This is a genomic window from Streptomyces phaeoluteigriseus (assembly GCF_001896135.2).
In the GTDB taxonomy this organism is placed as follows: domain Bacteria; phylum Actinomycetota; class Actinomycetes; order Streptomycetales; family Streptomycetaceae; genus Streptomyces; species Streptomyces phaeoluteigriseus.
In genome coordinates this window covers 58832-83163 of sequence record NZ_MPOH02000017.1, presented here as the reverse complement: position 1 = coordinate 83163, position 24332 = coordinate 58832, and the positions used below count along the sequence as shown (strand labels likewise).

18 protein-coding genes, 2 tRNA genes and 3 pseudogenes are annotated in these 24332 nt (G+C 70.9%); 10 read left to right on the top strand and 13 right to left on the bottom strand.

Features of this window, described 5'->3' with window-relative positions:
* Positions 1-315: pseudogene (locus tag BM536_RS41900) on the bottom strand (hypothetical protein); the annotation flags it as partial.
* Positions 316-479: 164 nt separating this feature from the next.
* On the opposite strand from BM536_RS41900, the gene BM536_RS27780 reads away from it, so the two are divergent.
* A complete protein-coding gene (locus BM536_RS27780; protein WP_073498297.1) occupies positions 480-1028 on the top strand; it encodes a bacterial proteasome activator family protein in 549 nt (182 codons plus the stop codon).
* A gap of 180 nt (positions 1029-1208) precedes the next feature.
* Here the strand turns inward: BM536_RS27780 and BM536_RS27775 are convergent, their stop codons facing one another.
* Positions 1209-2840 carry a protein kinase domain-containing protein gene (locus tag BM536_RS27775; RefSeq protein WP_073498295.1) on the bottom strand — a complete coding sequence of 544 codons (1632 nt, stop codon included), beginning with the start codon at positions 2838-2840 and terminating at the stop codon, positions 1209-1211.
* Positions 2841-3185: 345 nt separating this feature from the next.
* On the opposite strand from BM536_RS27775, the gene BM536_RS27770 reads away from it, so the two are divergent.
* Positions 3186-4787 (top strand): protein kinase domain-containing protein, encoded by a 1602-nt coding sequence (locus BM536_RS27770; protein WP_073498293.1) that lies wholly within the window; start codon positions 3186-3188, stop codon positions 4785-4787.
* A gap of 111 nt (positions 4788-4898) precedes the next feature.
* Here the strand turns inward: BM536_RS27770 and BM536_RS27765 are convergent, their stop codons facing one another.
* Complete coding sequence (locus BM536_RS27765; protein ID WP_094103660.1) at positions 4899-5903, bottom strand: phosphotransferase; 1005 nt, start codon at positions 5901-5903, stop codon at positions 4899-4901.
* A 594-nt stretch (positions 5904-6497) separates the two neighbouring features.
* On the opposite strand from BM536_RS27765, the gene pdhA reads away from it, so the two are divergent.
* Genes pdhA through BM536_RS27750 form a run of 3 tightly spaced genes read left to right on the top strand, consistent with a single transcriptional unit; the run spans position 6498 to position 10216 of the window.
* On the top strand, positions 6498-7742 hold the full coding sequence (pdhA, locus tag BM536_RS27760; protein WP_073498291.1) for a pyruvate dehydrogenase (acetyl-transferring) E1 component subunit alpha: 1245 nt from the start codon (positions 6498-6500) through the stop codon (positions 7740-7742).
* Between the two features lies 1 nt (position 7743).
* Positions 7744-8721, top strand: a complete 978-nt coding sequence (locus BM536_RS27755) for an alpha-ketoacid dehydrogenase subunit beta (protein WP_073498290.1) — start codon at positions 7744-7746, stop codon at positions 8719-8721.
* A 10-nt stretch (positions 8722-8731) separates the two neighbouring features.
* Positions 8732-10216, top strand: a complete 1485-nt coding sequence (locus BM536_RS27750) for a dihydrolipoamide acetyltransferase family protein (RefSeq protein ID WP_073498288.1) — start codon at positions 8732-8734, stop codon at positions 10214-10216.
* A gap of 113 nt (positions 10217-10329) precedes the next feature.
* On the opposite strand, the gene BM536_RS27745 is transcribed toward BM536_RS27750, so the two are convergent.
* The 5 genes from BM536_RS27745 to BM536_RS27725 all read right to left on the bottom strand — a co-directional run bounded on the left by BM536_RS27745 (position 10330) and on the right by BM536_RS27725 (position 15336).
* Positions 10330-12645 (bottom strand): coiled-coil domain-containing protein, encoded by a 2316-nt coding sequence (locus BM536_RS27745; protein WP_073498286.1) that lies wholly within the window; start codon positions 12643-12645, stop codon positions 10330-10332.
* A gap of 3 nt (positions 12646-12648) precedes the next feature.
* A tRNA-Glu gene (locus BM536_RS27740) sits at positions 12649-12720 on the bottom strand.
* A 5-nt stretch (positions 12721-12725) separates the two neighbouring features.
* Positions 12726-12797, bottom strand: a tRNA-Pro gene (locus BM536_RS27735).
* Positions 12798-13381: 584 nt separating this feature from the next.
* Positions 13382-14677: an MFS transporter gene (locus BM536_RS27730; protein WP_073498335.1), complete on the bottom strand. Its 1296-nt coding sequence runs from the start codon at positions 14675-14677 to the stop codon at positions 13382-13384.
* Positions 14674-15336: a GntR family transcriptional regulator gene (locus tag BM536_RS27725; RefSeq protein WP_073498337.1), complete on the bottom strand. Its 663-nt coding sequence runs from the start codon at positions 15334-15336 to the stop codon at positions 14674-14676. The genes BM536_RS27730 and BM536_RS27725 overlap by 4 nt, the downstream gene beginning before the upstream one ends.
* Positions 15337-15650: 314 nt before the next feature.
* Here BM536_RS27725 and BM536_RS27720 point away from each other — a divergent pair, with 314 nt between their 5' ends.
* Entirely contained in the window at positions 15651-16553 is a 903-nt protein-coding gene (locus BM536_RS27720; RefSeq protein WP_073498338.1) for a D-alanyl-D-alanine carboxypeptidase family protein, read from the top strand.
* 173 nt (positions 16554-16726) lie between these two features.
* On the opposite strand, the gene BM536_RS27715 is transcribed toward BM536_RS27720, so the two are convergent.
* Positions 16727-17551, bottom strand: a complete 825-nt coding sequence (locus BM536_RS27715) for a maleylpyruvate isomerase family mycothiol-dependent enzyme (RefSeq protein WP_073498340.1) — start codon at positions 17549-17551, stop codon at positions 16727-16729.
* 221 nt (positions 17552-17772) lie between these two features.
* Between BM536_RS27715 and BM536_RS27710 the strand changes: the two genes are divergently transcribed.
* Complete coding sequence (locus BM536_RS27710) at positions 17773-18570, top strand: carbon-nitrogen family hydrolase (protein ID WP_073498342.1); 798 nt, start codon at positions 17773-17775, stop codon at positions 18568-18570.
* 136 nt (positions 18571-18706) lie between these two features.
* Here the strand turns inward: BM536_RS27710 and BM536_RS27705 are convergent, their stop codons facing one another.
* On the bottom strand, positions 18707-19201 hold the full coding sequence (locus BM536_RS27705; protein ID WP_073498344.1) for an LURP-one-related/scramblase family protein: 495 nt from the start codon (positions 19199-19201) through the stop codon (positions 18707-18709).
* Positions 19202-19275: 74 nt separating this feature from the next.
* On the opposite strand from BM536_RS27705, the pseudogene BM536_RS43265 reads away from it, so the two are divergent.
* Positions 19276-19572 (top strand): annotated as a pseudogene (locus BM536_RS43265) (alkyl hydroperoxide reductase); the annotation flags it as partial.
* Between the two features lie 12 nt (positions 19573-19584).
* Here BM536_RS43265 and BM536_RS27695 read toward each other — a convergent pair.
* The 3 genes and pseudogenes from BM536_RS27695 to BM536_RS27685 all read right to left on the bottom strand — a co-directional run bounded on the left by BM536_RS27695 (position 19585) and on the right by BM536_RS27685 (position 23219).
* Positions 19585-19824, bottom strand: a complete 240-nt coding sequence (locus tag BM536_RS27695) for a DUF6458 family protein (protein ID WP_073498345.1) — start codon at positions 19822-19824, stop codon at positions 19585-19587.
* A gap of 102 nt (positions 19825-19926) precedes the next feature.
* Positions 19927-21224: pseudogene (locus BM536_RS27690) on the bottom strand (M18 family aminopeptidase).
* A 168-nt stretch (positions 21225-21392) separates the two neighbouring features.
* Positions 21393-23219 (bottom strand): acyl-CoA dehydrogenase, encoded by a 1827-nt coding sequence (locus BM536_RS27685; protein WP_073498349.1) that lies wholly within the window; start codon positions 23217-23219, stop codon positions 21393-21395.
* 178 nt (positions 23220-23397) lie between these two features.
* Between BM536_RS27685 and BM536_RS27680 the strand changes: the two genes are divergently transcribed.
* Together BM536_RS27680 and BM536_RS40865 are read left to right on the top strand one after the other, a co-directional pair.
* Positions 23398-23871, top strand: a complete 474-nt coding sequence (locus BM536_RS27680; protein WP_073498351.1) for an SseB family protein — start codon at positions 23398-23400, stop codon at positions 23869-23871.
* A gap of 311 nt (positions 23872-24182) precedes the next feature.
* Positions 24183-24323 carry a hypothetical protein gene (locus BM536_RS40865; protein ID WP_158086548.1) on the top strand — a complete coding sequence of 47 codons (141 nt, stop codon included), beginning with the start codon at positions 24183-24185 and terminating at the stop codon, positions 24321-24323.
* The last annotated feature ends 9 nt before the right edge of the window (positions 24324-24332 follow it).

Here is a 24332-nt window from a genome sequence, read left to right as displayed (position 1 = left end):
TCCCCGACCCTGACCCCGGCCGGCCCGGGCCGGCCGGCGAGAGCGTAGAACCGGGACGTCCCTGCGCCCGGCCGGCCCGTGCGTCGCTCCGGGGCTGTGTGTCGAGCCACGGTCGTACGCCGCCCCGCTCTCGTACGCCGCCCCGCTCTCGTACGCCGCCCCGCTCTCGTACGCGGGCCCGGAGCCGTACGCCGACACACCTCCGTACGCCGACACCGCCGCAGCGTCCGCCGAGACGCCCCCGTACGGCAGCACGGCCACCAGCAGTCCCGTCCCCACTGCCACCCCGCACAGCCCCCGCCGCCATGGAGTCACGCCCGTGACCCCCTCCCGGTGTTCAGTCGCCACAGATTGAGGCCACAAGCCTCACATGTTGCAATGAGCGTCGCATTCCGGACTGCGCCGAACAGGAAATCGGCCGATCGGCTTCCCAGGGGGCGCCACGGTGGTGAGGTGTAGGGGTGCGAGAGAATGGCGGCATGGAGATGCCGAGGAACGAACGGTCGCCGGAGAACGCCCAGAAGATCCTGGTCGTGGGCCAGGACGGCATGGCACTCGGCGGCATCGACGCGGACGACGACGCCCGCGAGATCCCCGTGACCGAACAGGTCGAGCAGCCGGCGAAGGTCATGCGGATCGGAAGCATGATCAAGCAGCTGCTCGAGGAAGTGCGCGCGGCTCCTCTCGACGAGGCCAGCCGCGTCCGGCTCAAGGAGATCCACGCGAGCTCGGTGAAGGAGTTGGAGGACGGCCTGGCGCCGGAGCTGGTCGAGGAACTGGAGCGGCTCTCCCTGCCGTTCAACGAGGACTCGACCCCGAGCGACGCGGAACTGCGGATCGCGCAGGCCCAGTTGGTGGGCTGGCTGGAGGGCCTGTTCCACGGTATCCAGACCACCCTGTTCGCCCAGCAGATGGCCGCGCGCGCCCAGTTGGAGCAGATGCGCCGCGCGCTGCCGCCGGGCGTGGGCGGTCAGGAGGGCTCCGACGACCCGCGCGCGGGCGGCCGTTCGGGCGGCCCGTACCTGTAGAGAGCCGTACCTGCAGAGCCGTACTTGTAGAGCCGTACTTGTAGAGCCGTACCTGCAGAGCCGTACTTGTAGAGCCGTACTTGTAGACCCGTACCGACTACCTCTGTACCGACAACCACCCCTGTACCGACACGGAGAAGGGCCCGGCGACCGACGCCGGGCCCTTCTCCGTTGCCCGGGTCAGGACGGAGGGTTGCCCGTGGAGACGCTCAGCTCGATCTCCGGCATGTTCTCCGGGTCGACGTCCGTCCCGGCGGACGGGAACTGGTTCATGACCGTGCCGTCGCCGTAGGTGTTCTCGTCCAGGTCCTTTTCCTTGATCGGCCAACCGGCCGCCTGGAAACATGCCTTGACGGAGTCGATGTTCTTGAACTTGAAGTCCGGGAGCCGGACCTTGTCGGGGTCGTTGTACGCCTCCTGCGGCTCCGTGCACTCGGACGCGTCGATCGTCTTCGAGGTGTCCGGGCCGCGGTAACCGGCGGCCTGCGTCGGCGACGCGGAGGAGGTGGTGGGGTCCCCGCCCTTGTCGTCGTCACTGCCGTTGGCCGCGAGGGTCCCGATCAGGGCGCCGACGGTCGCGATGGCCACGATCGCCGACCCGACGAGCGCTCCCGCGTTGTTCTTGCGGCCGCCGCCCGGGGTTCCCGTGGCCGAGGCCTGCGGGCTCATGTTGTACGCGGGCGGGGTGTTCGGCCCCTGCTGGTGGCCGTACGCCGGAGCGGGCGTCTGGTAGCCCTGCTGCGGATAGCCGTACGACGGGGCGGGCGTCGAGGGAGTGCCGTACGGGTTGGGCGTCGGGCCCGACTGGTAGGGCGTCTGGACGCTGCCCATGGGGGACTGGGAGTTCTGGCCGACCGGCGGGAACACGGCGGAGCCGACGCCCGAGCCGCTCTGCGAAGGCGTGCCCGGCACGATGCTCGGCGGGGCCGGCTGGAAGGAGGTCGCGACCCGCAGGCACTCGTCGCGCATGGCGACGGCGGTGGGGAAGCGCTCGTTCGGGTTCTTCTTCAGCGCGCGGGCGACGAGCGCGTCGACGGCCGGCGGCAGCGCGCGGTTGATGGAGGAGGGAGCCACCGGCTCCTCCTGCACATGCGCGTACGCGATCGCCAGCGGCGAGTCGGCGTCGAACGGCAACCGCCCGGTGACCAGTTGGAACAGCATGATGCCGACCGAGTACAGGTCGGAGCGCGCGTCCACGGCGCGGCCGAGGGCCTGCTCGGGCGAGAGGTACTGCGGGGTGCCGACGACCATGCCGGTCTGCGTCATCGAGGTGACACCGGACTGCATGGCGCGCGCGATGCCGAAGTCCATCACCTTGACGACGCCGCGCTTGGTCATCATCACGTTGCCGGGCTTGATGTCGCGGTGGACCAGGCCCATCTCGTGGCTGATCTCCAGGGCGGCCAGCACGTCAGCGGTGATCTTCAGCGCCTTGTCGGCGGGCATCGCGCCCTGCCGCCGTACGTCCTCGTCGAGCACCGAGCCGAGCGGGCGGCCCTCGATGTACTCCATGACGATGTACGGGGTGGTCATGCCGTCGACGTCGTCCTCGCCGGTGTCGAAGACCGAGACGATGTTGGTGTGGGTGAGCTTGGCCACGGCCTGGGCCTCGCGGCGGAAACGCTCGCGGAAGGCCTGCTCGCGGCCCAGTTCGGTGTGGAGCGTCTTGACCGCCACCTGCCGGTCGAGCACCGAGTCGTAGGCGAGGTGCACCGAGGCCATACCGCCCTCGCCGAGCAAGTCGCGCAGCTGATAGCGGCCGCCGGCGAGCGCCCGCCCCGCGTACCGGCCCTGCGCGCCGTCCTGGCTCATTCTCTGCGTCCCCCGTCAGGCCACCGGTGCTGCCGCTCGCCGTGGCTTGCCATTTGATCCAAAGTGCTATTCCCGGCCAAGTCTGCCCCAGGGCACCGACACGTCAAGCTCAGTGCCCGTTCCGTGACCGTACGCGAAAGAAGAGTCGCGGAAGCGTTACAGGTGCCGTACGGCCGGTACACAGAATTTGCACGCCGGCGCGGAGTGCGGGTTTGATGGCCGATCCGTCTCCCACCGATACCCGGGCTGATCCCGGACCGGCGGCTTGCGCGGAGGCTGTAGCGTGGCCGACGGAGACCGTGACAACACCGCGCGCACCGCGGGCAGAAACGACGGCGAGGACTGATGGCACAGCAGCAGCGCGCTCAGGGCCCGTCCGACCCCGAGGCGACTGGCGGCGGTATGTCAGATGCGCCGGAGATGTGGGGCAACGGCGGACTTGTCGGAGACGGCCGTTACCGGCTGACCGGCAGACTCGGGCGGGGCGGCATGGCGGAGGTGTTCGCCGCCGAGGACGTGCGTCTCGGCCGTACCGTCGCGGTCAAGCTGTTGCGTGCCGACCTCGCCGAGGACCCGGTGTCCAAGGCCCGCTTCACGCGCGAGGCCCAGTCGGTCGCCGGCCTCAACCACCACGCGATCGTCGCCGTGTACGACTCCGGCGAGGACGTCGTCGGCGGCCAGAGCGTGCCGTACATCGTGATGGAGCTGGTCGAGGGGCGGACGATCCGCGACCTGCTCCTCAACGCCGAGGCGCCGGGCCCCGAGCAGGCGCTGATCATCGTCTCCGGGGTGCTGGAGGCGCTCGCCTACTCGCACCAGCACGGCATCGTGCACCGTGACATCAAGCCGGCGAACGTGATCATCACCGACAACGGCGCGGTGAAGGTGATGGACTTCGGCATCGCGCGCGCCCTGCACGGGGCGTCGACGACGATGACGCAGACCGGCATGGTCATGGGCACGCCTCAGTACCTCTCCCCCGAGCAGGCGCTCGGCAAGGCCGTCGACCACCGCTCCGACCTGTACGCCACGGGCTGCCTGCTGTACGAACTGCTAGCGCTGCGGCCGCCGTTCACCGGTGAGACCCCGCTGTCGGTGGTCTACCAGCATGTGCAGGACATCCCGGTACCGCCGTCGCGGACCGCGGAGGGCGTGTGCCCGCCGGAACTCGACGGCCTCGTCATGCGTTCTCTCGCCAAGGACCCCGACGACCGGTTCCAGACCGCGGAGGAGATGCGCGGCCTCATCCAGTACGGCCTTCAGATGCTGTACGAACAGGGCGCCAACACCGGCACCTGGAACACCGGCCCGGTCGGGGCGGCCACCGGCGCGGGTGCCGCCGCGGCGGGCTTCGCAAGCACGACCGCGCTGCCGCACGGCGCGGACGGTTCCCACACCTCGCAGATCCCGCAGCCGATCCTGCCCACCGGCTACGGCAACGGCGACGACGGCGGGTTCGAGGGGGGCGGCAACCGGGGCAACGGCCGCGGCAAGCTGTGGATCCTCGCCGTCCTCGCGGTGATCGCCATCGCCGCGGGCGTCGCACTCGCGCTGAACAACCAGGGCACGGGCGGCGGCGGGAGCGGGCCCACGAAGTCGCCGAGCGTCACACCGTCCGCTTCGGACGACAAGGTGAGCGAGTCGCCGAGCCAGTCGCCCACCGACGAGTCGACGGAGGACACCTCCGAGGGCAGCACCGGTTCGAACTCCGGCTCCAACTGGACGCCCTCCTATACGCCGTCGTACTCGCCGTCCCCGAGTTACAGCAGCGAGCCGTCGGACGAGCCGTCGGACCCCGTGACGAGCGAGCCCGTGTCGGAGGAGCCGAGCGACCCGGTGTCGAGCGACCCCGGCACCGCCGATGGCGGCACCGGCGACGGCGGGACGTCGGAGGGCGGCACCATCTCGGGTGTCACCAACGGCGGCAGCGCCGGCGACGAAGGCTGACCGACCGCACGGCTCGGGCGCACGCGCGCGTGACCCTCTGACGGGGCTTCACGCGCGCGTAGTCGTCTTCGGGAGCGCTTGGTCAGTACTCCTCACTCCTCACCTCACTCCTCAGTCCGTGAACGCGTCGCACACCGCGTCGTACTCGCGTGTCCACCACACCGCGAGGGCGGAGGCGGCCGGGAACTGGGGGTCGGCGCGGGTGTCGCCGCGCTCGTAGTGCCAGCGCAGCATCCAGAAGTCGTTCAGGCGCTCCCACCACACCCGGTGCACGGCCGCCGCCAGTTCGGAGGGCGTGGCCCCGGCGGCGGGCCGGTAGGCGCGCGCGTACGCCCGTGCCTTCGGCAGGTCGAGGGTTCCGTCGGGCCGGACGAAGAAGATCGCGGCGGCGCGTACGGCCTCCTCCGCGCGGGGCTGCACGCCGAGCCGGTCCCAGTCGACGATGGCGGCGGGGGCGTCCCCGCGGTAGAGCAGGTTGAAGGGGTGGAAGTCGCCGTGCACCCAGCCGACCGGGCCGCTGTGCGGGGGGCGCCGGTCGGCATGGCGTTCCAGCAGGGTGCGGCGTTCCAGGAGCCGGTGGCGGGCCAGTTCGTCGAAGGAGTCGGCGGGGCGGTGTCTGGGTACGCGCGCGAGGAGGGCGTCGATCAGGGCGAAGGTGTCGGCGGGCGCGGGGCTCTCGGCGGGCGTGGCGCGCGCCCGCGCGTAGGCGGGCATCACGTGCTCCAGGCTCGCGTGGACCACTCCCAGCAGCGCCCCCAGGCGCCCGCACGCGCCGGGGGTGAGCTGGGCTCCGTGGCGGTGCCGGCCGTCGACCCACGGGTGCAGGGCGTAGGCGTGGCCGCCGACGACGGCGACCGTGCGGCCGTCGCGGCCCGGCAGCGGGGGCGCTACCGGGACGCCCAGGTCGGCGAGGCGCTGGGTGGCCCGGTGCTGGCGGAAGATCGAGGCCGGGTCGGCGGTGTCGGGGTCGAAGTGGTGCTTGAGGAAGTAGCGGCCGCGGGTGGTGCGCAGCCGGTAGCCGCGGTTCAGCAGCCCCTGGTCGACGGGCTCGCAGGCGAGCGCGGAACCGGCGGCGTAGCGCCGGAGCAGGGCGCCCAAAGGGGGCGCATGAGGCATGAGGGGTGGTACACAGGAGCGCGGCACGCGCCGATGGTAGGGCACGCAGCGAGGCTGTGAGCTGGGCGTTGTCACAGAACGTCACCGACTGTCACAAGTGATCTCCGGCGGTCTGCTTGGGGTGTGCCTCCGCTGTCAAGTGGTCCCGCAGGGGTCGCCCGCCGCGGCCACGGTCACCCGTCCCGGGGTGACCGCCAGGTAGGGCCGGCGAGAAAACGCCCTGGGTCGTCCGCGAGCGGGCGCGGAGGCACTCCCGAGCGTGAACTCTTCCCGTGGGCTGGGTGCGCGGGATAACGTGCCGTTGCTCCGGCCTCCTGCAAGGCTGTGACCAGGCTCCTTCCCGACTTTGCCGATTTACTTGGAAATCCAAGCAAAAACGCAGGTCAGGTGGGGTTTCACAGAAATGTGGCGCACTGGGTAACGTGAGGCTTGCAGGGCACTCGCCGGGGCACCTGTCACGCCTGTTCCGGCCGAGGGCACCCACCCCGTGCACGGGTTTCGGAACAGGTGAGCCGCTCCCCCAGGCTCTGAAACGAGTTGGGGGGACCCCAGTCACCCGGCAACCCCGGGGGCCGGACCGACGGAGGAGCACACGTGACCGTGGAGAGCACTGCCGCGCGCAAGCCGCGACGCAGCGCCGGAGGCAAGGCCGGCGCCACCGGCACCGGCACCGGGACGGCGGCCGAGGCCACCGGCACAGGAGCCAAGCGCGCCCCTCGCACCACCCGCGCCGCCGCCGGGAAGGGCACCGCCGAGCCCCAGCTCGTGCAGCTGCTGACGCCCGAGGGCAAGCGGGTGAAGAACGCCGAGTACGACCCGTACGTCGCCGATGTCACCGCCGATGAGCTGCGCGGTCTCTACCGCGACATGGTGCTCACCCGCCGCTTCGACGCCGAGGCCACCTCCCTCCAGCGCCAGGGCGAGCTGGGCCTGTGGGCCTCGCTGCTCGGCCAGGAGGCCGCCCAGATCGGTTCCGGCCGGGCCCTGCGCGACGACGACTACGTCTTCCCGACCTACCGCGAGCACGGCGTCGCCTGGTGCCGGGGCGTCGACCCGGCGAACCTGCTGGGCATGTTCCGCGGCGTCAACAACGGCGGCTGGGACCCCAACGGAAACAACTTCCACCTCTACACGATCGTCATCGGCTCCCAGACGCTGCACGCCACGGGCTACGCCATGGGCGTGGCCAAGGACGGCGCCGACTCGGCGGTCATCGCCTACTTCGGCGACGGCGCCTCCAGCCAGGGTGACGTGGCCGAGTCGTTCACCTTCTCCGCGGTCTACAACGCGCCGGTGGTGTTCTTCTGCCAGAACAACCAGTGGGCGATCTCCGAGCCGACCGAGAAGCAGACCCGCGTGCCGCTCTACCAGCGCGCCCAGGGCTACGGCTTCCCGGGCGTCCGCGTCGACGGCAACGACGTCCTCGGCTGCCTCGCGGTCACCAAGTGGGCGCTGGAGCGGGCCCGCCGAGGCGAGGGGCCGACGCTCGTCGAGGCGTACACGTACCGCATGGGTGCCCACACCACCTCCGACGACCCGACCCGCTACCGCCACGACGACGAGCGGGCGGCCTGGGAGGCGAAGGACCCGATCCTGCGGCTGCGCCGGTTCCTGGAGGCGTCAAACCACACGGACGAGGGATTCTTCGCGGAACTCGAGGCCGAGAGCGAGGCGTTGGGCAGGCGAGTGCGCGAAGCGGTCCGTTCCATGCCGGACCCGGACCGTTTCGCCATCTTCGAGAACGTGTACGCGGACGGGCACGCGCTCGTCGACGAGGAGCGTGCCCAGTTCGCCGCCTACCAGGCGTCGTTCGCGGACGCTCCCGAGGGGGGTAACTGAGATGGCGGAGAAGATGGCCCTCGCCAAGGCGATCAACGAGTCGCTGCGCAAGGCCCTGGAGTCGGATCCCAAGGTTCTCGTCATGGGCGAGGACGTCGGCAAGCTGGGCGGCGTGTTCCGGGTGACGGACGGTCTCCAGAAGGACTTCGGCGAGTCCCGCGTCATCGACACCCCGCTCGCCGAGTCGGGCATCGTGGGCACGGCCATCGGCCTGGCCCTGCGCGGCTACCGCCCGGTGGTGGAGATCCAGTTCGACGGCTTCGTCTTCCCGGCCTACGACCAGATCGTCACCCAACTCGCGAAGATGCACGCGCGTGCCCTCGGCAAGATCAAGATGCCGGTCGTCATCCGCATCCCCTACGGCGGCGGCATCGGCGCCGTCGAGCACCACTCGGAGTCCCCCGAGTCGCTCTTCGCGCACGTGGCGGGCCTGAAGGTGGTCTCCCCGTCGAACGCGGGCGACGCCTACTGGATGATGCAGCAGGCCATCCAGAGCGACGACCCGGTGATCTTCTTCGAGCCCAAGCGGCGCTACTGGGACAAGGGCGAGGTCGACCCCGAGGCGATCCCCGGCCCCCTGCACAAGGCACGGGTCGTCCGCGAGGGCACCGACCTGACCCTCGTCGCCTACGGCCCGATGGTGAAGCTCTGCCAGGAGGCCGCCGCCGCTGCCGCCGAGGAGGGCAAGAACCTGGAGGTCCTGGACCTGCGTTCGGTCTCCCCGCTCGACTTCGACTCCATCCAGGCCTCCGTGGAGAAGACCCGCCGTCTGGTCGTCGTCCACGAGGCGCCGGTGTTCTTCGGTTCGGGCGCGGAGATCGCCGCCCGGATCACGGAGCGCTGCTTCTACCACCTGGAGGCCCCGGTGCTCCGGGTCGGCGGCTACCACGCCCCTTACCCGCCGGCGCGTCTGGAGGACGAGTACCTGCCCGGCCTGGACCGGGTACTCGACACCGTCGACCGTGCCCTGGCGTACTGAGGAGAGGGTCGTGACGACGATGACGGAAGCGTCCGTACGCGAGTTCAAGATGCCCGACGTGGGCGAGGGACTCACCGAGGCCGAGATCCTCAAGTGGTACGTCCAGCCCGGCGACACGGTGACCGACGGCCAGGTGGTGTGCGAGGTCGAGACGGCCAAGGCCGCCGTCGAACTGCCCATCCCCTACGACGGTGTGGTGCGCGAGCTGCGGTTCCCCGAGGGCACCACGGTCGACGTGGGCACCTCGATCATCGCGGTGGACGTGTCGGGCGGGTCGGCCCCGGCCGCCGCGCCCGCCGCACCCGCGCCCCCCGCCACGCAGGAGCAGCCCGAGGAGCCGAAGGCGGAGGGGTCCGGCCGCCAGCCGGTCCTCGTCGGCTACGGCGTGGCCACCTCCTCCACCAAGCGCCGCCCGCGCAAGGCCACCGAGAACCCGGCTCAGGAGTCCGAGCCGGTCTCCGCGGCCGTCCAGGCGGAGCTGAACGGGCACGGGACGCTGCCCGCGACCGCGACCGCCACCGCCCCGCCGGCGCCCGCCTCCGCCCAGGCCGTGGCCGCCGGCCGTCCGCTGGCCAAGCCGCCCGTGCGCAAGCTGGCCAAGGACCTGGGCGTGGACCTCGCCTCGGTGGTGCCGTCCGGCCCGGACGGCATCATCACGCGCGAGGACGTCCACGCCGCGGCAGCCGCCCCGGAACAGGCTCCGGCCGGGCCGACGGCGCCGCAGCCCATGCCGGCCGGGACCCCCGCGCCGGTCACCACCGCGGCTCCGGCCCCGGCGGCCTCGTACGACTCGGGCCGTGAGACGCGCATCCCGGTCAAGGGGGTGCGCAAGGCGACGGCACAGGCGATGGTGGGCTCGGCGTTCACGGCACCGCATGTCACCGAGTTCGTGACGATCGACGTCACGCGCACGATGAAGCTCGTCGAGGAGCTGAAGCGGGACAAGGACATGCAGGGCCTGCGGGTGAATCCGCTCCTGCTGATCGCCAAGGCCCTGCTGGTCGCCATCAGGCGCAACCCGGACGTCAACGCGTCCTGGGACGAGGCCAACCAGGAGATCGTGCGCAAGCACTACGTCAACCTGGGCATCGCCGCCGCGACCCCGCGCGGGCTGATCGTGCCGAACATCAAGGACGCCCACGACAAGACGCTGCCCCAACTGGCCGAGGCACTCGGCGAGCTGGTGGCGACGGCACGCGAGGGCAGGACGTCCCCGGCGGCCATGCAGGGCGGCACGGTCACCATCACCAACGTCGGCGTCTTCGGCGTCGACACCGGCACGCCGATCCTCAACCCCGGCGAGTCCGCGATCCTCGCGGTCGGCGCGATCAAGCTCCAGCCGTGGGTCCACAAGGGAAAGGTGAAGCCCCGTCAGGTCACCACCCTGGCGCTGAGCTTCGACCACCGCCTGGTCGACGGCGAACTGGGCTCCAAGGTGCTCGCCGACGTGGCGGCCGTCCTGGAGCAGCCGAAGAGATTGATCACCTGGGGCTGAGCCGCCACCCCCGTCCGGGGAGGCCGCTTACCGGTGACAGGTACGCGGCCTCATCCGAGGGCGGGGAAGGGGAAGGCCTTGGCGGAGGCGGGTGAGGGCGGGACACACCCCCCTCACCTCCCCCCGGCACCTCCCGGCCCACGCATCCAATGCCCTCCGGTGCTCCAGCCCAGCAGCCGTCGGCCTGCCCCCGTGTCCGCCGAGCCGCCCTCCGCGACCTGGCGCAGACCCGTGAGCGCCGGGGCCAGACGGTCCATGACATGACCGGGCTGGCGTCCGGCCTCCTCCGCCACCCAGGTCAGGGTGCGGGCCTGCTCCTCCTCCGTGCACAGGGACAGGTGGAACAGCATCTGCCGCCAGGCGTAGGCCGTGTCCTTGATGGTGGTCAGGGGCCGTGGGTTGCCGTGCATCCGGGCGGTCAGCCGGCACACCGTGCCGAAGCTGCGCCGGGCCAGGTCCTCCCAACCGGTTGCCGGGGCGATGCCTACCCGGTGGACCAGCGTGGCGAGGTTGTGCGTGGTGAGGATCTGCGCCTGCTCGATCACCGTGCCGTTCGCGGCCGTGGAGCCCTCGTACCGGCGGCCGGACGAGGACGCTTCGGCCCGTTCGGCGCACAGCTTCGCGAACCCCGGGGAGGTGCGCGGCCGGTTCTGCCGGACCTGTGCCTCGGCGGCCTCGGTGATCGCCATGGTGCGGACCGCGCGGTAGTCGATGGCGTAGTAGCGCTCGTACAGCGAGCCCCCGCCGAGGAGTTCCGCCGCGACGCGGGCCGCGGCGAGGAACTTCGGGGTGAACGTCCCCATGAAGATGTCCGCGGCCAGCTCCTCCACCAGGGGAGCGCCCAGCTCTGCCTCGCGGGCCAGCACGGACAGCTCCCGGACCAGCGGGTTGGGCAGGACGGTCGCCGGGAACGCCTGGACGGCCAGCTCGCCCAGTTGCCTCAGGGCGAGCGCGGACTCCTCGCCCGCCTCGGCGGCGGAGCGCTGCCCGGCCACCGCCTTCACCCAGGGCAGCTCCTCCGCCCGCACCTGCCGTTCGAGGTTGAGCAACAGCAGTGAACGCCGGTTGCGGAAGGCCCGGTAGCCGGCGGCGGCCAGCGTCCGCAGGGCCTCGTCCGGGTAGGCCTGCGCGGTGGTCACGGCGACGAGCTGCGGGACCAGCTCGGCCAGCACCTCCGCGGACGGCACGAGACCGCGCTCCACGAGGGTCCCGACGGGTGCGCTCAACGCGGCCTCGACGGGCCGCCGCAGAGCGGCCGGGACGACGGCGCCCGCGGGCAGTCCGGTCTCCCGGGCCTCGTCCCCGGTGACCGGGAGCAGGAGCGGCGCGACCTCCGCGACCCCCGACTCCTGCGGCAGCCCGGCCAGCCGGCGCAGCACCAGCTGGGCGAGCGCGTGGTGCGAGGGCAGCGCCGCCTGGACGGCCTGCTCCCGGCGCAGTGCCGTCAGCCGCGCGGAGCCGGGCAGGCCGCGCCGCCGCACCATGGACGTGACGGCGTGCCGCAGCAGGCCGGACCGGCGCGCGTCCAGCTCCCGTCCGCCGACGGTCTCCTCCAGCGCGCTCCGCAGAATCGCCAGGTTCTGCTTGGGCTGGAGGTGCTTGGTGCAGTAGGTGTGCCGGCGCGCCAGGTCGGCGTAGCGGCGCAGCAGTTCGGCGCCCCGCTCGCGCCAGTCGGTGTCCGGGGTGTGGGCCAGGACGAGGCCGTCCTCGTCGGCCGTCTCCAGCCAGAGCGCGAGCAGTTCGTCCCCGAACGGCTGCCAGACGGCCAGCGCCTCGCGCTGTGTCTCCACGGCCCGGCTGGGCGTGCGCCGCGCGAGCGTGTCGACGGCTTCGCCGACCGTGCGGCGGTGCACGGCGCCGGGGTCGGGCGCCGGGAGGTCGGACGGCCGCGGCGTGAACCGCAGGCGGTCGGCGAACGGGGCGAGTTCCTCGACGAGGCCGAGGGCCGCGTCCGTCTCCCCGGCCCGCGCCAGCCACGCCACGGTGAGCAGGGCGGCCTCCTCGGGCACGGTCACCTCGTACCGTTCGGTGTCGAGCAGCTCGTAGAGCCGGCCGAGGCCCTCCTCGGACAGCCAGTACGCGAACAGGGCCCGCCGGTTCTCCGGGACGCCCGCCCGGCGCGCGGCCTCGGTCTCGTGGGGGAGCAGGGGACCGCCGGCGGCCGGCTTCCCGGTGGCGAAGCCGCCGCGCACGACCTCGGGCGTGACCCAGGCGGGCAGGCCCGCGACGGGGGTGCGGGAACCGATCGCCAGCAGTCCGCCCGTCATCCCCGACAGGACGTCACGCCAGCGCCGGCTCCGTGCCTCCGCGCGGCGGCGGGTCTCGGGGTCCTGGTGGGTCAGGGCGGTCGTGAGCGCCTTGGCCAGTTGGCCGGACGCGTAGCCCGGGTTCGCCTCTACGAGGTGCTGCTGGTCAGCGTCGTGATTCATAAGCCGGCGTGACGGGTTCTGCCCCCGTGCCCTCCGGGATGAGAGCCCGGTGCTCTGCTGCTGAGCTACACGCCGATGCGCCGACGTGGCAGGTTCCGCCCCCGCGCCCTCCGGGTCCCGAGCCCGGCGCTCTGCTACTGAGCTACACGTCGTAGGCGACGACGCTAGAACCCGACCGGGCCTGCGGACAACAGGATTTCCCCGCCACCTCGGCGACGGCGACCGCGCCGCGTGGACAGGTGATCGAACGAAGCACCCGCCACTGACGACCGGGTCGACGCCGGTGGCCGGGCGGTGCTCCCCGGCTTCGCCGACTCCCACTCGCACCTTGTCCTCCGGGCGACCGCACCCAGGAGTTCGACGCCCGCATGTCGGGGCGCTCCCGCACTCTCGTGGGCCCGAGCCTTCGTGGGCCCAGCTTTCGTGGGGTTCAGCCTCCGTGGGCCCCACTCTCGTGGGCTCCGGCCCTCGTGGTCCGCACTCTCGTGGGCTCCGGCCCTCGTGGTCCGCACTCTCGTGGGTCCCGGCCCTCGTGGTCCGCACTCTCGTGGGCTCCGGCCCTCGTGGGCTCCGGCCGTCGCGGACCCCAGCCCTCGCGGACCCCACCCTCGTGAGCCCCGCCCTCACGCCGCACCCTCCGTCACCCTCACGCCGGCACCTCGCGGCCGCACCCTCACGCCGCACCCTCGCGGGCCGCACCCTCACGCCGCACCCTCACGGGCCCCACCCTCGCCTTCTACGCGGGCACATGCACGGTGGACACCCGGCTCGCCACCAACCGCTCCTTCTCCCGTCGAGCCGCGCGCGAGCGCAACCGCAGGATCTGGCTGACCCCGAGCGCCTGGAGCACGAACACCGAGGAGAACGCGATCCGGTAGTCGTCGCCGGTCGCGTCCAGCAGGACGCCGATCGCGAAGAGGGTCGTCATGGAGGCGACGAACCCGCCCATGTTGGTGATCCCGGACGCGGTGCCCTGCCGCTCGGGCGGATTCGCGGGCCGCGCGAAGTCGAAGCCGAGCATCGACGCCGGTCCGCAGGCGCCCAGCACCGTGCACAGCACGACGAGCAGCCACATCGGCGCGTGTTCGCCGGGGTAGGCCAGGGTGGTCGCCCACAGCAGCGCGGTCGCCCCGACGGTGCCGAGCGCCAGCGGGAGCCGTGCCCCGTGGTGCCGGGCGACGACCTGGCCGTAGACGAGTCCGACGGCCATGTTGGACAGGACGACCAGGGTCAGCAGTTCGCCGGCCGTGGCGCGGGTGAGGCCCTGCGCCTCGACGAGGAACGGCATGCCCCACAGCAACAGGAACACCATTGCCGGGAACTGCGTGGTGAAGTGCACCCACAGCCCCAGCCGCGTGCCCGGCTCCCGCCAGGACGCGGCGATCTGCCGCCGGACGTAGGCGGCGCCCTGGTGCGGGAACGGCTCGGGCTCGTGGCCCTCGGGGTGGTCCTTGAGGAAGAGCAGGAGCAGGACGAAGACGACGACCCCGGCGAGCGCGCTGCCCGCGAACGCGGCCGTCCATCCGATGCCGTGCAGCAACCGGGCCAGGAGCAGCGTGGAGACGAGGTTGCCCGCCATGCCGGCCAGGCCCGCGAGCTGCGCGACCAGGGGGCCGCGCCGGGCGGGGAACCAGCGGCTGCCGAGCCGCAGCACGCTGATGAACGTCATCGCGTCGCCGCAGCCGAGCAGCGCGCGCGAGGCGAGGGCGGTGCCGTACGTGGGGGAGAAGGCGAAGCCGAGCTGTCCGGCCGTGAACAGGACGACGCCGATGGCCAGCACCTTCTTGGTGCCGAGCCGGTCGACCAGCAGGCCCACCGGGATCTGCATGCCGGCGTAGACCAGCAGTTGGAGGATCGAGAAGGTCGACAGGGCCGAGGCGTTCACGTGGAAGCGGTCGGCGGCGTCGAGGCCGGCGACGCCCAGCGACGTACGGAAGATGACGGCGACGAAGTAGACGGAGACGCCGATCCCCCATACGGCTGTCGCGCGCCGCCCGCCGGGCGGGTCACCCGGCCGGGTGGTGTTGCTCACCGGACCTCACCCCGCGCGAGGTGCGAGAACCAGCCGACGTGCCGGTGGACGACGCCTACGGCCGCCTCCGCGTCCCCGGAGCGCAGGGACTGGAGGATCTCCTCGTGCTCGGCGAGGGTCTTGGCGATCCGGTCGGGGTGGGAGTGCATGACGGCGACGCCCATCCGCAGTTGACGGTCGCGCAGTTGGTCGTAGAGCCGGGACAGGATGTCGTTGCCGCCGCTACGGACGATCTCGGCGTGGAAACAGCGGTCGGTGACGGCGGCCCCGGCCAGGTCACCGGCGGCGGCCTGCGCCTTCTGCTGCTCCAGGAGTTCTTCGAGCCGCCGGATCAGCCCGGCGGGCGCGGGCACGGCCTTGCGCGCCGCGTGCTCCTCGACGAGCAGCCGGGTCTCGACGACGTCCTTGATCTCCTGCGCGGAGACCGGCAGGACCAGGGCGCCCTTCTTCGGATAGAGCTTGATCAGCCCCTCGGCCTCCAGGCGCAGCAGCGCTTCGCGCACCGGAGTGCGGGAGACGCCGACGGCCTCGGCCAGCTCGCCCTCGGTGAGGAGGACGCCGCCCTCGTAACGACGGTCCAGGACACCCTGCTTGACGTGGGCGTAGACGCGGTCTGCTGCGGGGGGCTGCTTGACGGGCGCGGGCGCGACGGAGGGCATGCCGACAGGATAGATACAACACGGACGCAAGGGGAGGCGGGTCCACCATGTGGTCGGCCGCGGCGGGCCACCGGGCCGCGAGCACCGCGCGGTAGCCGCCCGGCCGGGTGGCAGGAAGAGCATGCGGCCGGGTGGCAGGAAGAGCGTGCGGACGGGTGGCCGGAACAGGGTGCGGACGGGTGGGTCCGGGAATTTGTCGCAGCGGGCGCACAACTATCTGTGCTACTTACGTGTCACACACATGCGGCCCCTTCTGTTTCCCCCTCCAACTCGGCCGCACCGCAGGGGCATTCGACGTAATCGGGGTATTTCAGTTGATAACCGCCACCAAGGGCTTCCGCGTCCGCAGAGCCGCCGCCGTCGCCGTGACGGCCGGCGCGATGCTCTCCTCGGGAGTTCTCTTCGCGGCACCCGCTCAGGCTGTCACGGTGCCCACGATCACCGCCAAGAGCGGTTTCGTGATGAACAGCACCACGGGTACGGCTCTCTACGCGAAGAGCGCCGACACCCGGAGGCTCACGGCCTCCACGACGAAGATCATGACCGCGAAGGTGGTGCTGTCGCAGGCGAACCTCAACCTGGACGCCAAGGTCACGATCCAGAAGGCCTACAGCGACTACATCATCGCCAACAACTACGCCTCCAACGCCAAGCTGATCGTCGGTGACAAGGTCACCGTCCGGCAGCTGCTCTACGGGCTGATGCTCCCGTCGGGATGCGACGCCGCGTACGCGCTCGCCGACAAGTTCGGCACGGGCACCACGCGCGCCGCACGCGTGAAGAACTTCATCGCCAAGATGAACAACACAGCCAAGGCGCTGGGCATGAAGAACACGCACTTCGACTCGTTCGACGGCATCAGCAAGGGCTCCAACTACTCGTCGGTGCGCGACCTGACGCTGCTCGGCCGCAGCGCGATGAAGAGTTCGAACTTCCGCGCCGTCGTCAAGGCCAAGTCGTACACGGCGAAGACGATCACGAAGACCGGCGCCGTGCGCACGATGGCGCCGTGGACCAACACCAACACCCTGCTCGGCTGGAACGGCACGCTCGGCATCAAGACCGGTTCCGGCACCGAGGCCAAGTACTGCCTCGTCTTCGCCGCCACGCTCAACGGCGAGTCGGTGGTGGGCGCTGTTCTCACGTCGTCCTCGGCGGCCAACCGCACCGCGGACGTGCAGAAGCTCATCAAGTTCGGCTACGCGAAGATCAGCTGACGCCGGCCAGGACACGACACCAGGACGAACCCGCCACGATCATCGCGGCGGGTTCGTCCGTTCTCGACACCGGTCGGCCTTATCGCGTCACCTGATGCCCGTCACCGCGTCACCGCGATACGGCGTCCCCGCGATACGGCGTCACCGCGATACCGCGTCACCGCGATACCGCGTCACCGCGTCACCGCGAAGTTCCGCAGGACCGCCGCCGTCAGTTCCGGCTCGCCCTCGGCCTTGACGCGGTCCGCCACCGCCTCCGGGGTCACCCGGCCGCAGGCCAGGCGGACGTACGTCTCCCAGTCGAGGGCGAACGCGGCGGCGGGGCCGAGCGCGGGGGCCGTCTCCAGGGTGCCGCGGCCCTGGATGTCGACGCGGATCGTGCGCAGGAACTCGATGGGCCCATGGACGTCGAAGACGAGCGCGGAGCTGCGCGGCGCGTCGGCCTTCTCGGCGACGACGGCCGGCAGCGCGTCGAGCAGCACGTCACGGGTGATGTGCGCGCCGGGGGAGTCGAGGTTGCCGGGGCGGCCGAGGGCGGTCCGGAGGTCCTGCTCGTGCACCCACACGGCGAACGCGTGGTTGCGCATCGACTCCTCGAGGGTCAGCTCGGTGCCGAGGGGGCCGCGGACCATGGTGTCGGGCTGACGCGTCTCGTTCCGCAGCTGGCGGTTGCGCCGGATGATCGAGAGTTCCAGCTCGGAGGTCATCTCGGGTGCCGTGTGGTGGCGGCGGACGTCGACCTGCATCTCCATGTAGCGCTGGAAGTCGTTGGTGACGTGGAAGAGGTCGCGCGGCAGCGTGTGGATGGGGCGCGGATCGCCGTACATCTCGCTGTCCAGGCCGATGACATGCGAGACGAGGTCGCGGACCGACCATCCCGGGCATGGTGTCCGCCTGTTCCACTCACCCTCGACAAGCGGCTGCACCAGCTCGGATATCGCTTCGATGGAGTGGGTCCAGGCGTCGGCGTAGGGCTGGAGGGTGGGATGCAGACTCACGGAACGGGACCCCTCGGCGGTCGGTACACGGGCGAATGTTGGCGGGTTTGCCAGCGGGAGGTGGCTCTCGGCGGTGTCTTGTCTTGAAACTCCCCCAGTTCTCGCCTGCGCTCGAGGCTGGGGGGACCCCCAAGTTACGCTGCTGTGAGGCACCCCGGCAGTGCTTTCGTGTGACGATCGTAGGCCCGTGTGAACGGCTCGAATGCCAGGACGGTGGTAGTGTGCGCGCCTCTCTGATCCAGATCGCCGTAGATGAGGGTGATTCGGCCGAATCGCGGCGGGGCCGGGTCGCGTCTCTGGTACGGGACCAGGCCGGTGTCGCCGACCTGGTGGTCCTGCCCGAACTGTGGACGACCGGGGCCTTCGCCTACGAGGAGTTCGCCGCCGAGGCCGAGCCGCTGGACGGCCCGACGCACGAGGCGATGGCCAAGGCCGCGAGCGACGCGGGCGTGTGGCTGCACGCGGGCTCGATCCCCGAGCGGGCCCCTGACGGGGCCCTCTACAACACCTCGCTCGTCTTCTCCCCCTCCGGGGAGCGGGCCGCCGCCTACCGAAAGATCCACCGCTTCGGTTTCGACAAGGGCGAGGCCGTCCTGATGGGCGCGGGCCGGGATCTGGTGACGGTACGCCTGCCTGAGACGACTCTGGGTGTGGCCACCTGCTACGACCTCCGCTTCCCCGAACTCTTCCGCGGTCTCGTCGACGCCGGCGCCGAGACCCTGGTCGTCCCCGCGGGCTGGCCGGAGCGCCGCCGGGCGCACTGGACGCTGCTGGCTCAGGCGCGGGCGGTGGAGAACCAGGCGTTCGTGCTCGCGTGTGGAACGGCCGGGACGCACGCCGGAGTTCCGCAGGCCGGTCACTCGATCGTGGTCGATCCGTGGGGCGAGGTGCTGGCCGAGGCCGGACCGGGCGAGGAGGTCCTCACCGTGGAGTTCGACCCGGCGAGGGTCGCGACGACGAGGGAGCAGTTCCCGGCCCTGAAGGACCGGGTACTGGGGCTCCAGCCGCCCCGCCGCTGAGGCCCCGGCTTCCTTGGTCCCTCAGCCTCCTGAGTGCCGTCAGTCTCCTGAGTGCCCTCAGTGCCCTCAGTGCCCTCGGTCTCCCCAGTCCCCTCAGCCTGCTCAGTCCCTCAGCCTGCTCGGTTCCCTCAGCCCCTCAGTCCTCCCGTTCCTTCTCCGCCAGGTGGATCACGCACACCGCGACCGCGATCAGCAGCGCCGGATCGGCGTCGTCCCGGACGACGTCGACGCCGTACGTCTCGCGCACGTGCAGCCAGCGCCGGGAGATGACGGCCAGCAGCTCACCGTCGTACTCGACGGCGAACTCGCGGTCGAGGATCTTGCCGCTGACGTCCAGGACGGTGCGGCCGTCCGCGAGGGAGACGCGGTAGTGGTTGCGCAGCAGGGACAGCCGTTTGCGGCGGATGGTGGCCAGTGGCTCGCCGTCCCGTTCGATCACCATGGTGTCGCGCAGCGCGAACATCTTCTGGTGGATGTCGATCAGGACCCGCCCACGGGTGTCCTTCAGCTCGAAGGTGTCGCGCAGCCGGATCGCCTTGCCGTCGACGAGGAAGACCTTGTTGCCCTGGTCGTCCTCGATCCAGTAGTCGTCACCGAAGCCGAGGATGCGGTCGCGCACGAGGAATCTCATGGCTCTACGGCTTCCCCGCCGACCCGTGCGGAACGCAGTCTGTAACCCGGATGCGCCGAGTCCGCGGCTTCGCTGCCGTGAGCTGGGAGGAACCCAGCGGCGCCGTCCTCGCCGGTGACGACATCGTGGTCGTGGAGTCGGCCCGGCACCGGCCGACCCGCCCACCGGGCAGCAGTTCGACAGCCGTTACGGCCCCTCCACCCGACTGCGGGTCTCCGCGGCCCCGCCCGAGCTGCTGCTCGCCGGCGAGGGCGCGGACCCGGACCTGTCGCGCGCGCTGGAGTCGAACCCGACGGTGGCGAAAGGGGGTACTGCTCACCGAGAGCGGCGCCGACCGCCTGCCGCTGGTGCCGGCAGGCCTCGACGCCTGATCCCGGGAGCCGTCACACGCCGTACCCGTCGCGGTGGTGGTGTCGTTCCGTCTCGACCACGGTCGTCGAGGCCGGGGGGACCATCACGCGGCGGCGTCGGGCGATGCTGCTGAAGGTCGTCACGCCGATGAGGCCGACGATCATCAGGATGACGCCGACCAGATCGAGGTTGACGCCCTGCATGTGCCAGTCGGTCGCGAACGTGAGGATGGCTCCCACGGCGATGAGGATGATGCACCCGCCGAGGCCCATGAGTGTCGCCTCCCTGCTCCGTGTACCGGTCGTTCCGGTCACGATGACCGGGTACCCCGGCAGGCAACTCCCATGCCGGGGAACATCCTTGACGACCGGCGGTCAGCCCTCCAGGAACGCCACCAGCGCGTTGGCCAGCAGGTACGGGTCGTCCGCGCCGCTCAACTCCCGTGCGCTGTGCATCGACAGGATGGCCACACCGATGTCGACGGTGCGGATGCCGTGCCGGGCCGCGGTGATCGGGCCGATGGTGGTGCCGCACGGCATGGAGTTGTTGGAGACGAAGGACTGGAAGGGCACGCCCGCCTTCTCGCAGGCGGCGGCGAAGACGGCCCGCCCCGAACCGTCGGTGGCGTACCGGTTGTTGACGTTGACCTTGAGGATCGGACCGCCGTTGACGCGCGGGTGGTGCGTCGGGTCGTGCCGCTCCGCGTAGTTGGGGTGGACCGCGTGCCCGGTGTCCGAGGACAGACAGACGGTGCCCGCGAAGGCCCTCGCCCGGTCCTCGTACGACCCTCCGCGCGCGAACACCGAACGCTCCAGCACCGTGCCGAGCAGCGGCCCGTCCGCGCCGGTGTCCGACTGGGAGCCGTTCTCCTCGTGGTCGAAGGCGGCGAGCACCGGGATGTACGGCAGGGCCGCGCCGTTCGTCACGACGGCCGCCAGGGCCGCCGTACCGGCGTGCACGGACAGCAGGTTGTCCATGCGCGGGCCGGCCAGCAGTTCCTCGTCGCGGCCGAGGTAGGCGGGCGGCTCGATGGAGTGCACCATCAGGTCCCAGCCGGTGACCTGACCCGCCGACAGCCCGGACTCCTCCTCCAGGAAGGCGATCAGATCGCCGTCCCGGACGTCGCCGCCGAGGCCCCAGATGGGCTGGATGTGCCGCTGCTTGTCCAGCTTGAGGCCGTCGGTGTTGACGGCCCGGTCCAGGTGGATGGCGAGCTGCGGCACCCGCAGCAGCGGCCGGCCGATGTCGACGAGGCGGGTGGAGCCGTCGCGCAGGGTGAGGCGGCCGGAGAGGCCGAGGTCGCGGTCGAGCCAGGAGTTGAGCAGGGGGCCGCCGTAGATCTCCACGGCGACCTGGCGCCAGCCGTGCGCACCGGTGTCGGGCAGCGGCTTGACGCGGAGGTTGGGCGAGTCGGTGTGTGCGCCGACGATCCGGAAGGGGGTGTGCGGCGCGATGCCCTCGGGGACGTACCAGGCCACGATCGCGCCACCGCGCAGCACGTACTTTCCGCCGCTCGTCCCGTCCCAGGCGTCCGTCTCGGCGACCTGTCGGAACCCTGCCTTCTCCAGCCGCTCGGCGGCGGTCGCCACGGCGTGGTACGGCGAGGGGCTCGCCGTCAGGAAGGACATGAGGTCGTCGGTGTGGCGCGGTCGAAGCGGGGGGGTGCGCTCATGGGGTTCACCTTAACGACGTACGAAAGCCCGCTCCCGGTGATCGGGAGCGGGCCCTCGTGAGGACGGTGTGGAGGTCGGTGCGGCTGGCCGGATGTGTCCCGGAACGCGGCCTCGGCTGTGTGGGGAACGCGGCCTCGGCTGTGTGGGGAACGCGGCCTCGGCTGTGCCTAGAAGGCGGCCTCGTCCAGCTCCATCAGGTCCAGCTCGACGCCGGCCGCGATCCTGCGGGCCAGCGTGACGCCCGGCAGGACGTTGGCCGCGAAGAACTTCGCCGCCGCGATCTTGCCGGTGTAGAAGGCCTTGTCCTTGGCCGAGGCCGTCTCCAGCTTCTCGGCGGCGATCGCGGCGCCCTTGAGCAGCAGGTAGCCGACGATCACGTCACCGGAGGCCATCAGCAGGCGGGTGGTGTTGAGGCCCACCTTGTAGATGTTCTTGACGTCCTGCTCGGTGGCCGCGAGGTCCGTCAGCATCAGGCCGACGATGGCCTCCAGCTCGACGGCGGCCTTGGCCAGGTGCTCGCGGGCGCCCGACAGTGCCTCGCCGCCGGTGCCGAGCTCCAGGAACTTCTTGATGTCCTCGGCCAGGGAGTTCAGCGCGGAGCCCTGGTTGCGGACGATCTTCCGGAAGAAGAAGTCCTGTCCCTGGATGGCGGTGGTGCCCTCGTAGAGGGTGTCGATCTTGGCGTCGCGGATGTACTGCTCGATCGGGTACTCCTGGAGGAACCCGGAGCCGCCGAAGGTCTGGAGCGACTGCGCGAGCTGCTCGTAGCCCTTCTCGGAGCCGTAGCCCTTCACGATCGGCAGGAGCAGGTCGTTCAGCGCGTGCTCGGTCCTGGAGTCCTCGCCGTTCGCCTCCTTGACGGCGATCGCGTCCTGGATCGAGGCGGTGTAGAGGACGAGGGCGCGCATGCCCTCCGCGTACGCCTTCTGCGTGATCAGCGCGCGGCGGACGTCCGGGTGGTGGGTGATGGTGACCTTGGGCGCGGTCTTGTCCATGAAGTTGGCGAGGTCCGGACCCTGGACGCGCTCCTTGGCGTACTCCAGCGCGTTGAGGTAGCCCGTAGACAGCGTGGAGATGGCCTTCGTGCCGACCATCATCCGCGCGAACTCGATGATCCGGAACATCTGGCGGATGCCGTCGTGCTTGTCGCCGATCAGCCAGCCCTTGGCGGGGTGCTGGTCGCCGAAGGTCATCTCGCAGGTGTTGGAGGCCTTCAGGCCCATCTTGTGCTCGACGTTGGTGGCGTAGACGCCGTTGCGCTCGCCCAGCTCGCCGGTCTCGAAGTCGAAGAGGTACTTGGGCACGAGGAAGAGGGAGAGGCCCTTGGTGCCCGGACCGGCGCCCTCCGGCCGCGCGAGCACGTAGTGGAGGATGTTCTCCGACATGTCGTGCTCACCGGACGTGATGAACCGCTTCACGCCCTCGATGTGCCAGGAGCCGTCCTCCTGCTGCACGGCCTTGGTGCGGCCGGCGCCCACGTCCGAGCCGGCGTCCGGCTCGGTGAGGACCATGGTGGAGCCCCACTGCCTGTCCACGGCGATCTTCGCGATGTGCTTCTGCGTCTCGTTGCCCTCGTCGAAGAGGATGCCCGCGAAGGCCGGGCCGGAGGAGTACATCCACACGGCCGGGTTGGCGCCGAGGATCAGTTCCGCGTACGACCAGATCAGCGACGGCGGCGCGGTGGTGCCGCCGATCCCCTCGGGCAGGCCGAGGCGCCAGTACTCGGAGTCCATGAAGGCCTGGTAGCTCTTCTTGAAGGAGGCGGGGACCGGCGCGGTGTTGGTCTCCGGGTCGAAGACCGGCGGGTTGCGGTCGGCGTCCGCGAAGGACTCCGCCAGCTCGTTCTCCGAGAGGCGGGTCAGCTCCTCGAGGATGCTTTTCGCGGTCTCGGTGTCCATCTCCTCGAAGGGGCCGGTGCCGTACAGCTTGTCGCGCCCGAGTACTTCGAAGAGGTTGAACTCGATGTCGCGGAGATTCGACTTGTAGTGCCCCATGGCGACTGCGCTCCGTAGAGAGAGATCGGCGAGGCACTTGATCCTCGCGCTAGTTCACGTACCAACAAGTAGCTCCGATGATGCTACCCGTCGGTAATAAGACGCAACCCCAACTCGGCCAAGTGTGAGAAGGGTCTACCCACGACCTGGGTGGCGCCGGCTCGGTACGCTTGCGCCCATGTACGGCTACGACCAGAACGTTGGCGCTCAGCAGCAGTACGCCCCGCCGCAACAGCAGATGCCCGGCGGTCCCGGCGGATACGGTCAGCAGCCGCCTCTGTACCCCGAGCCGTCCCCGCCCTCGCTCGCGGACGCGGTGCGGGCCTTCACCACGGGTCAGCTGGCCGCCGAGGACTTCCAGCAGGTCTTCGCCACCTCCAAGGTCTACTGCCCGCGCGGCGACAACCCCGGTTTCCTCGCCCTGCACAACACCCAGCAGCCGGTGATCCCGATGTTCACCACGCTCAAGGAACTGCGCCGGTACGCGGGCAAGGAGTCCAAGTACTTCGTCATCACCGGCGCCGAGGTGCTCGACCTGCTGCCCACCGGCTACGGCTTCGTCCTCGACATGGAGGGCGAGCACCGCATGGTCTTCGACGCGAAGGCGGTCGAGCAGATGGTCGACTTCGCGATGCGCCGGATGTACGGCTGATCCGGCCTGCATCTGCACCCTGCGCACCTTGCGCCTACCCCTGCCCCTGCCCCTGCCCCTGCCCCTGCGCCGGATGTACGGCTGATCGGCCGCGTCGGGCGCGCGGCTGACGGGGCCGATCCGCCGCGGCGAGCGCGCGGCTGACGGCCTTCGCGGCGGCTGAAACCCCACCCCATTTGTCACAGGCATGCCATAGGGTTCCCCTGGCAGCCGCGCCCCGCGCGTCATCGATCTCACGGTGTGCGCGGGCGCCGCGCGGCGCTCTCATCACCCGGCCGACCACCGGGTTCTTTCTGTGGGGGTTCTTCACTGTGCGCATCCGGGGCACTCCGGTGGCGACGGCGCTCGCGGTCCTCTTCGGCTCCGCGGTGCTCGGCGTCATGTCGTCGGGCACCGCCTCGGTGGCCACCACCCCCGTGGCCCCGGCGCGGTTCCCGGTCGAGAACAGCTGACATCGACAG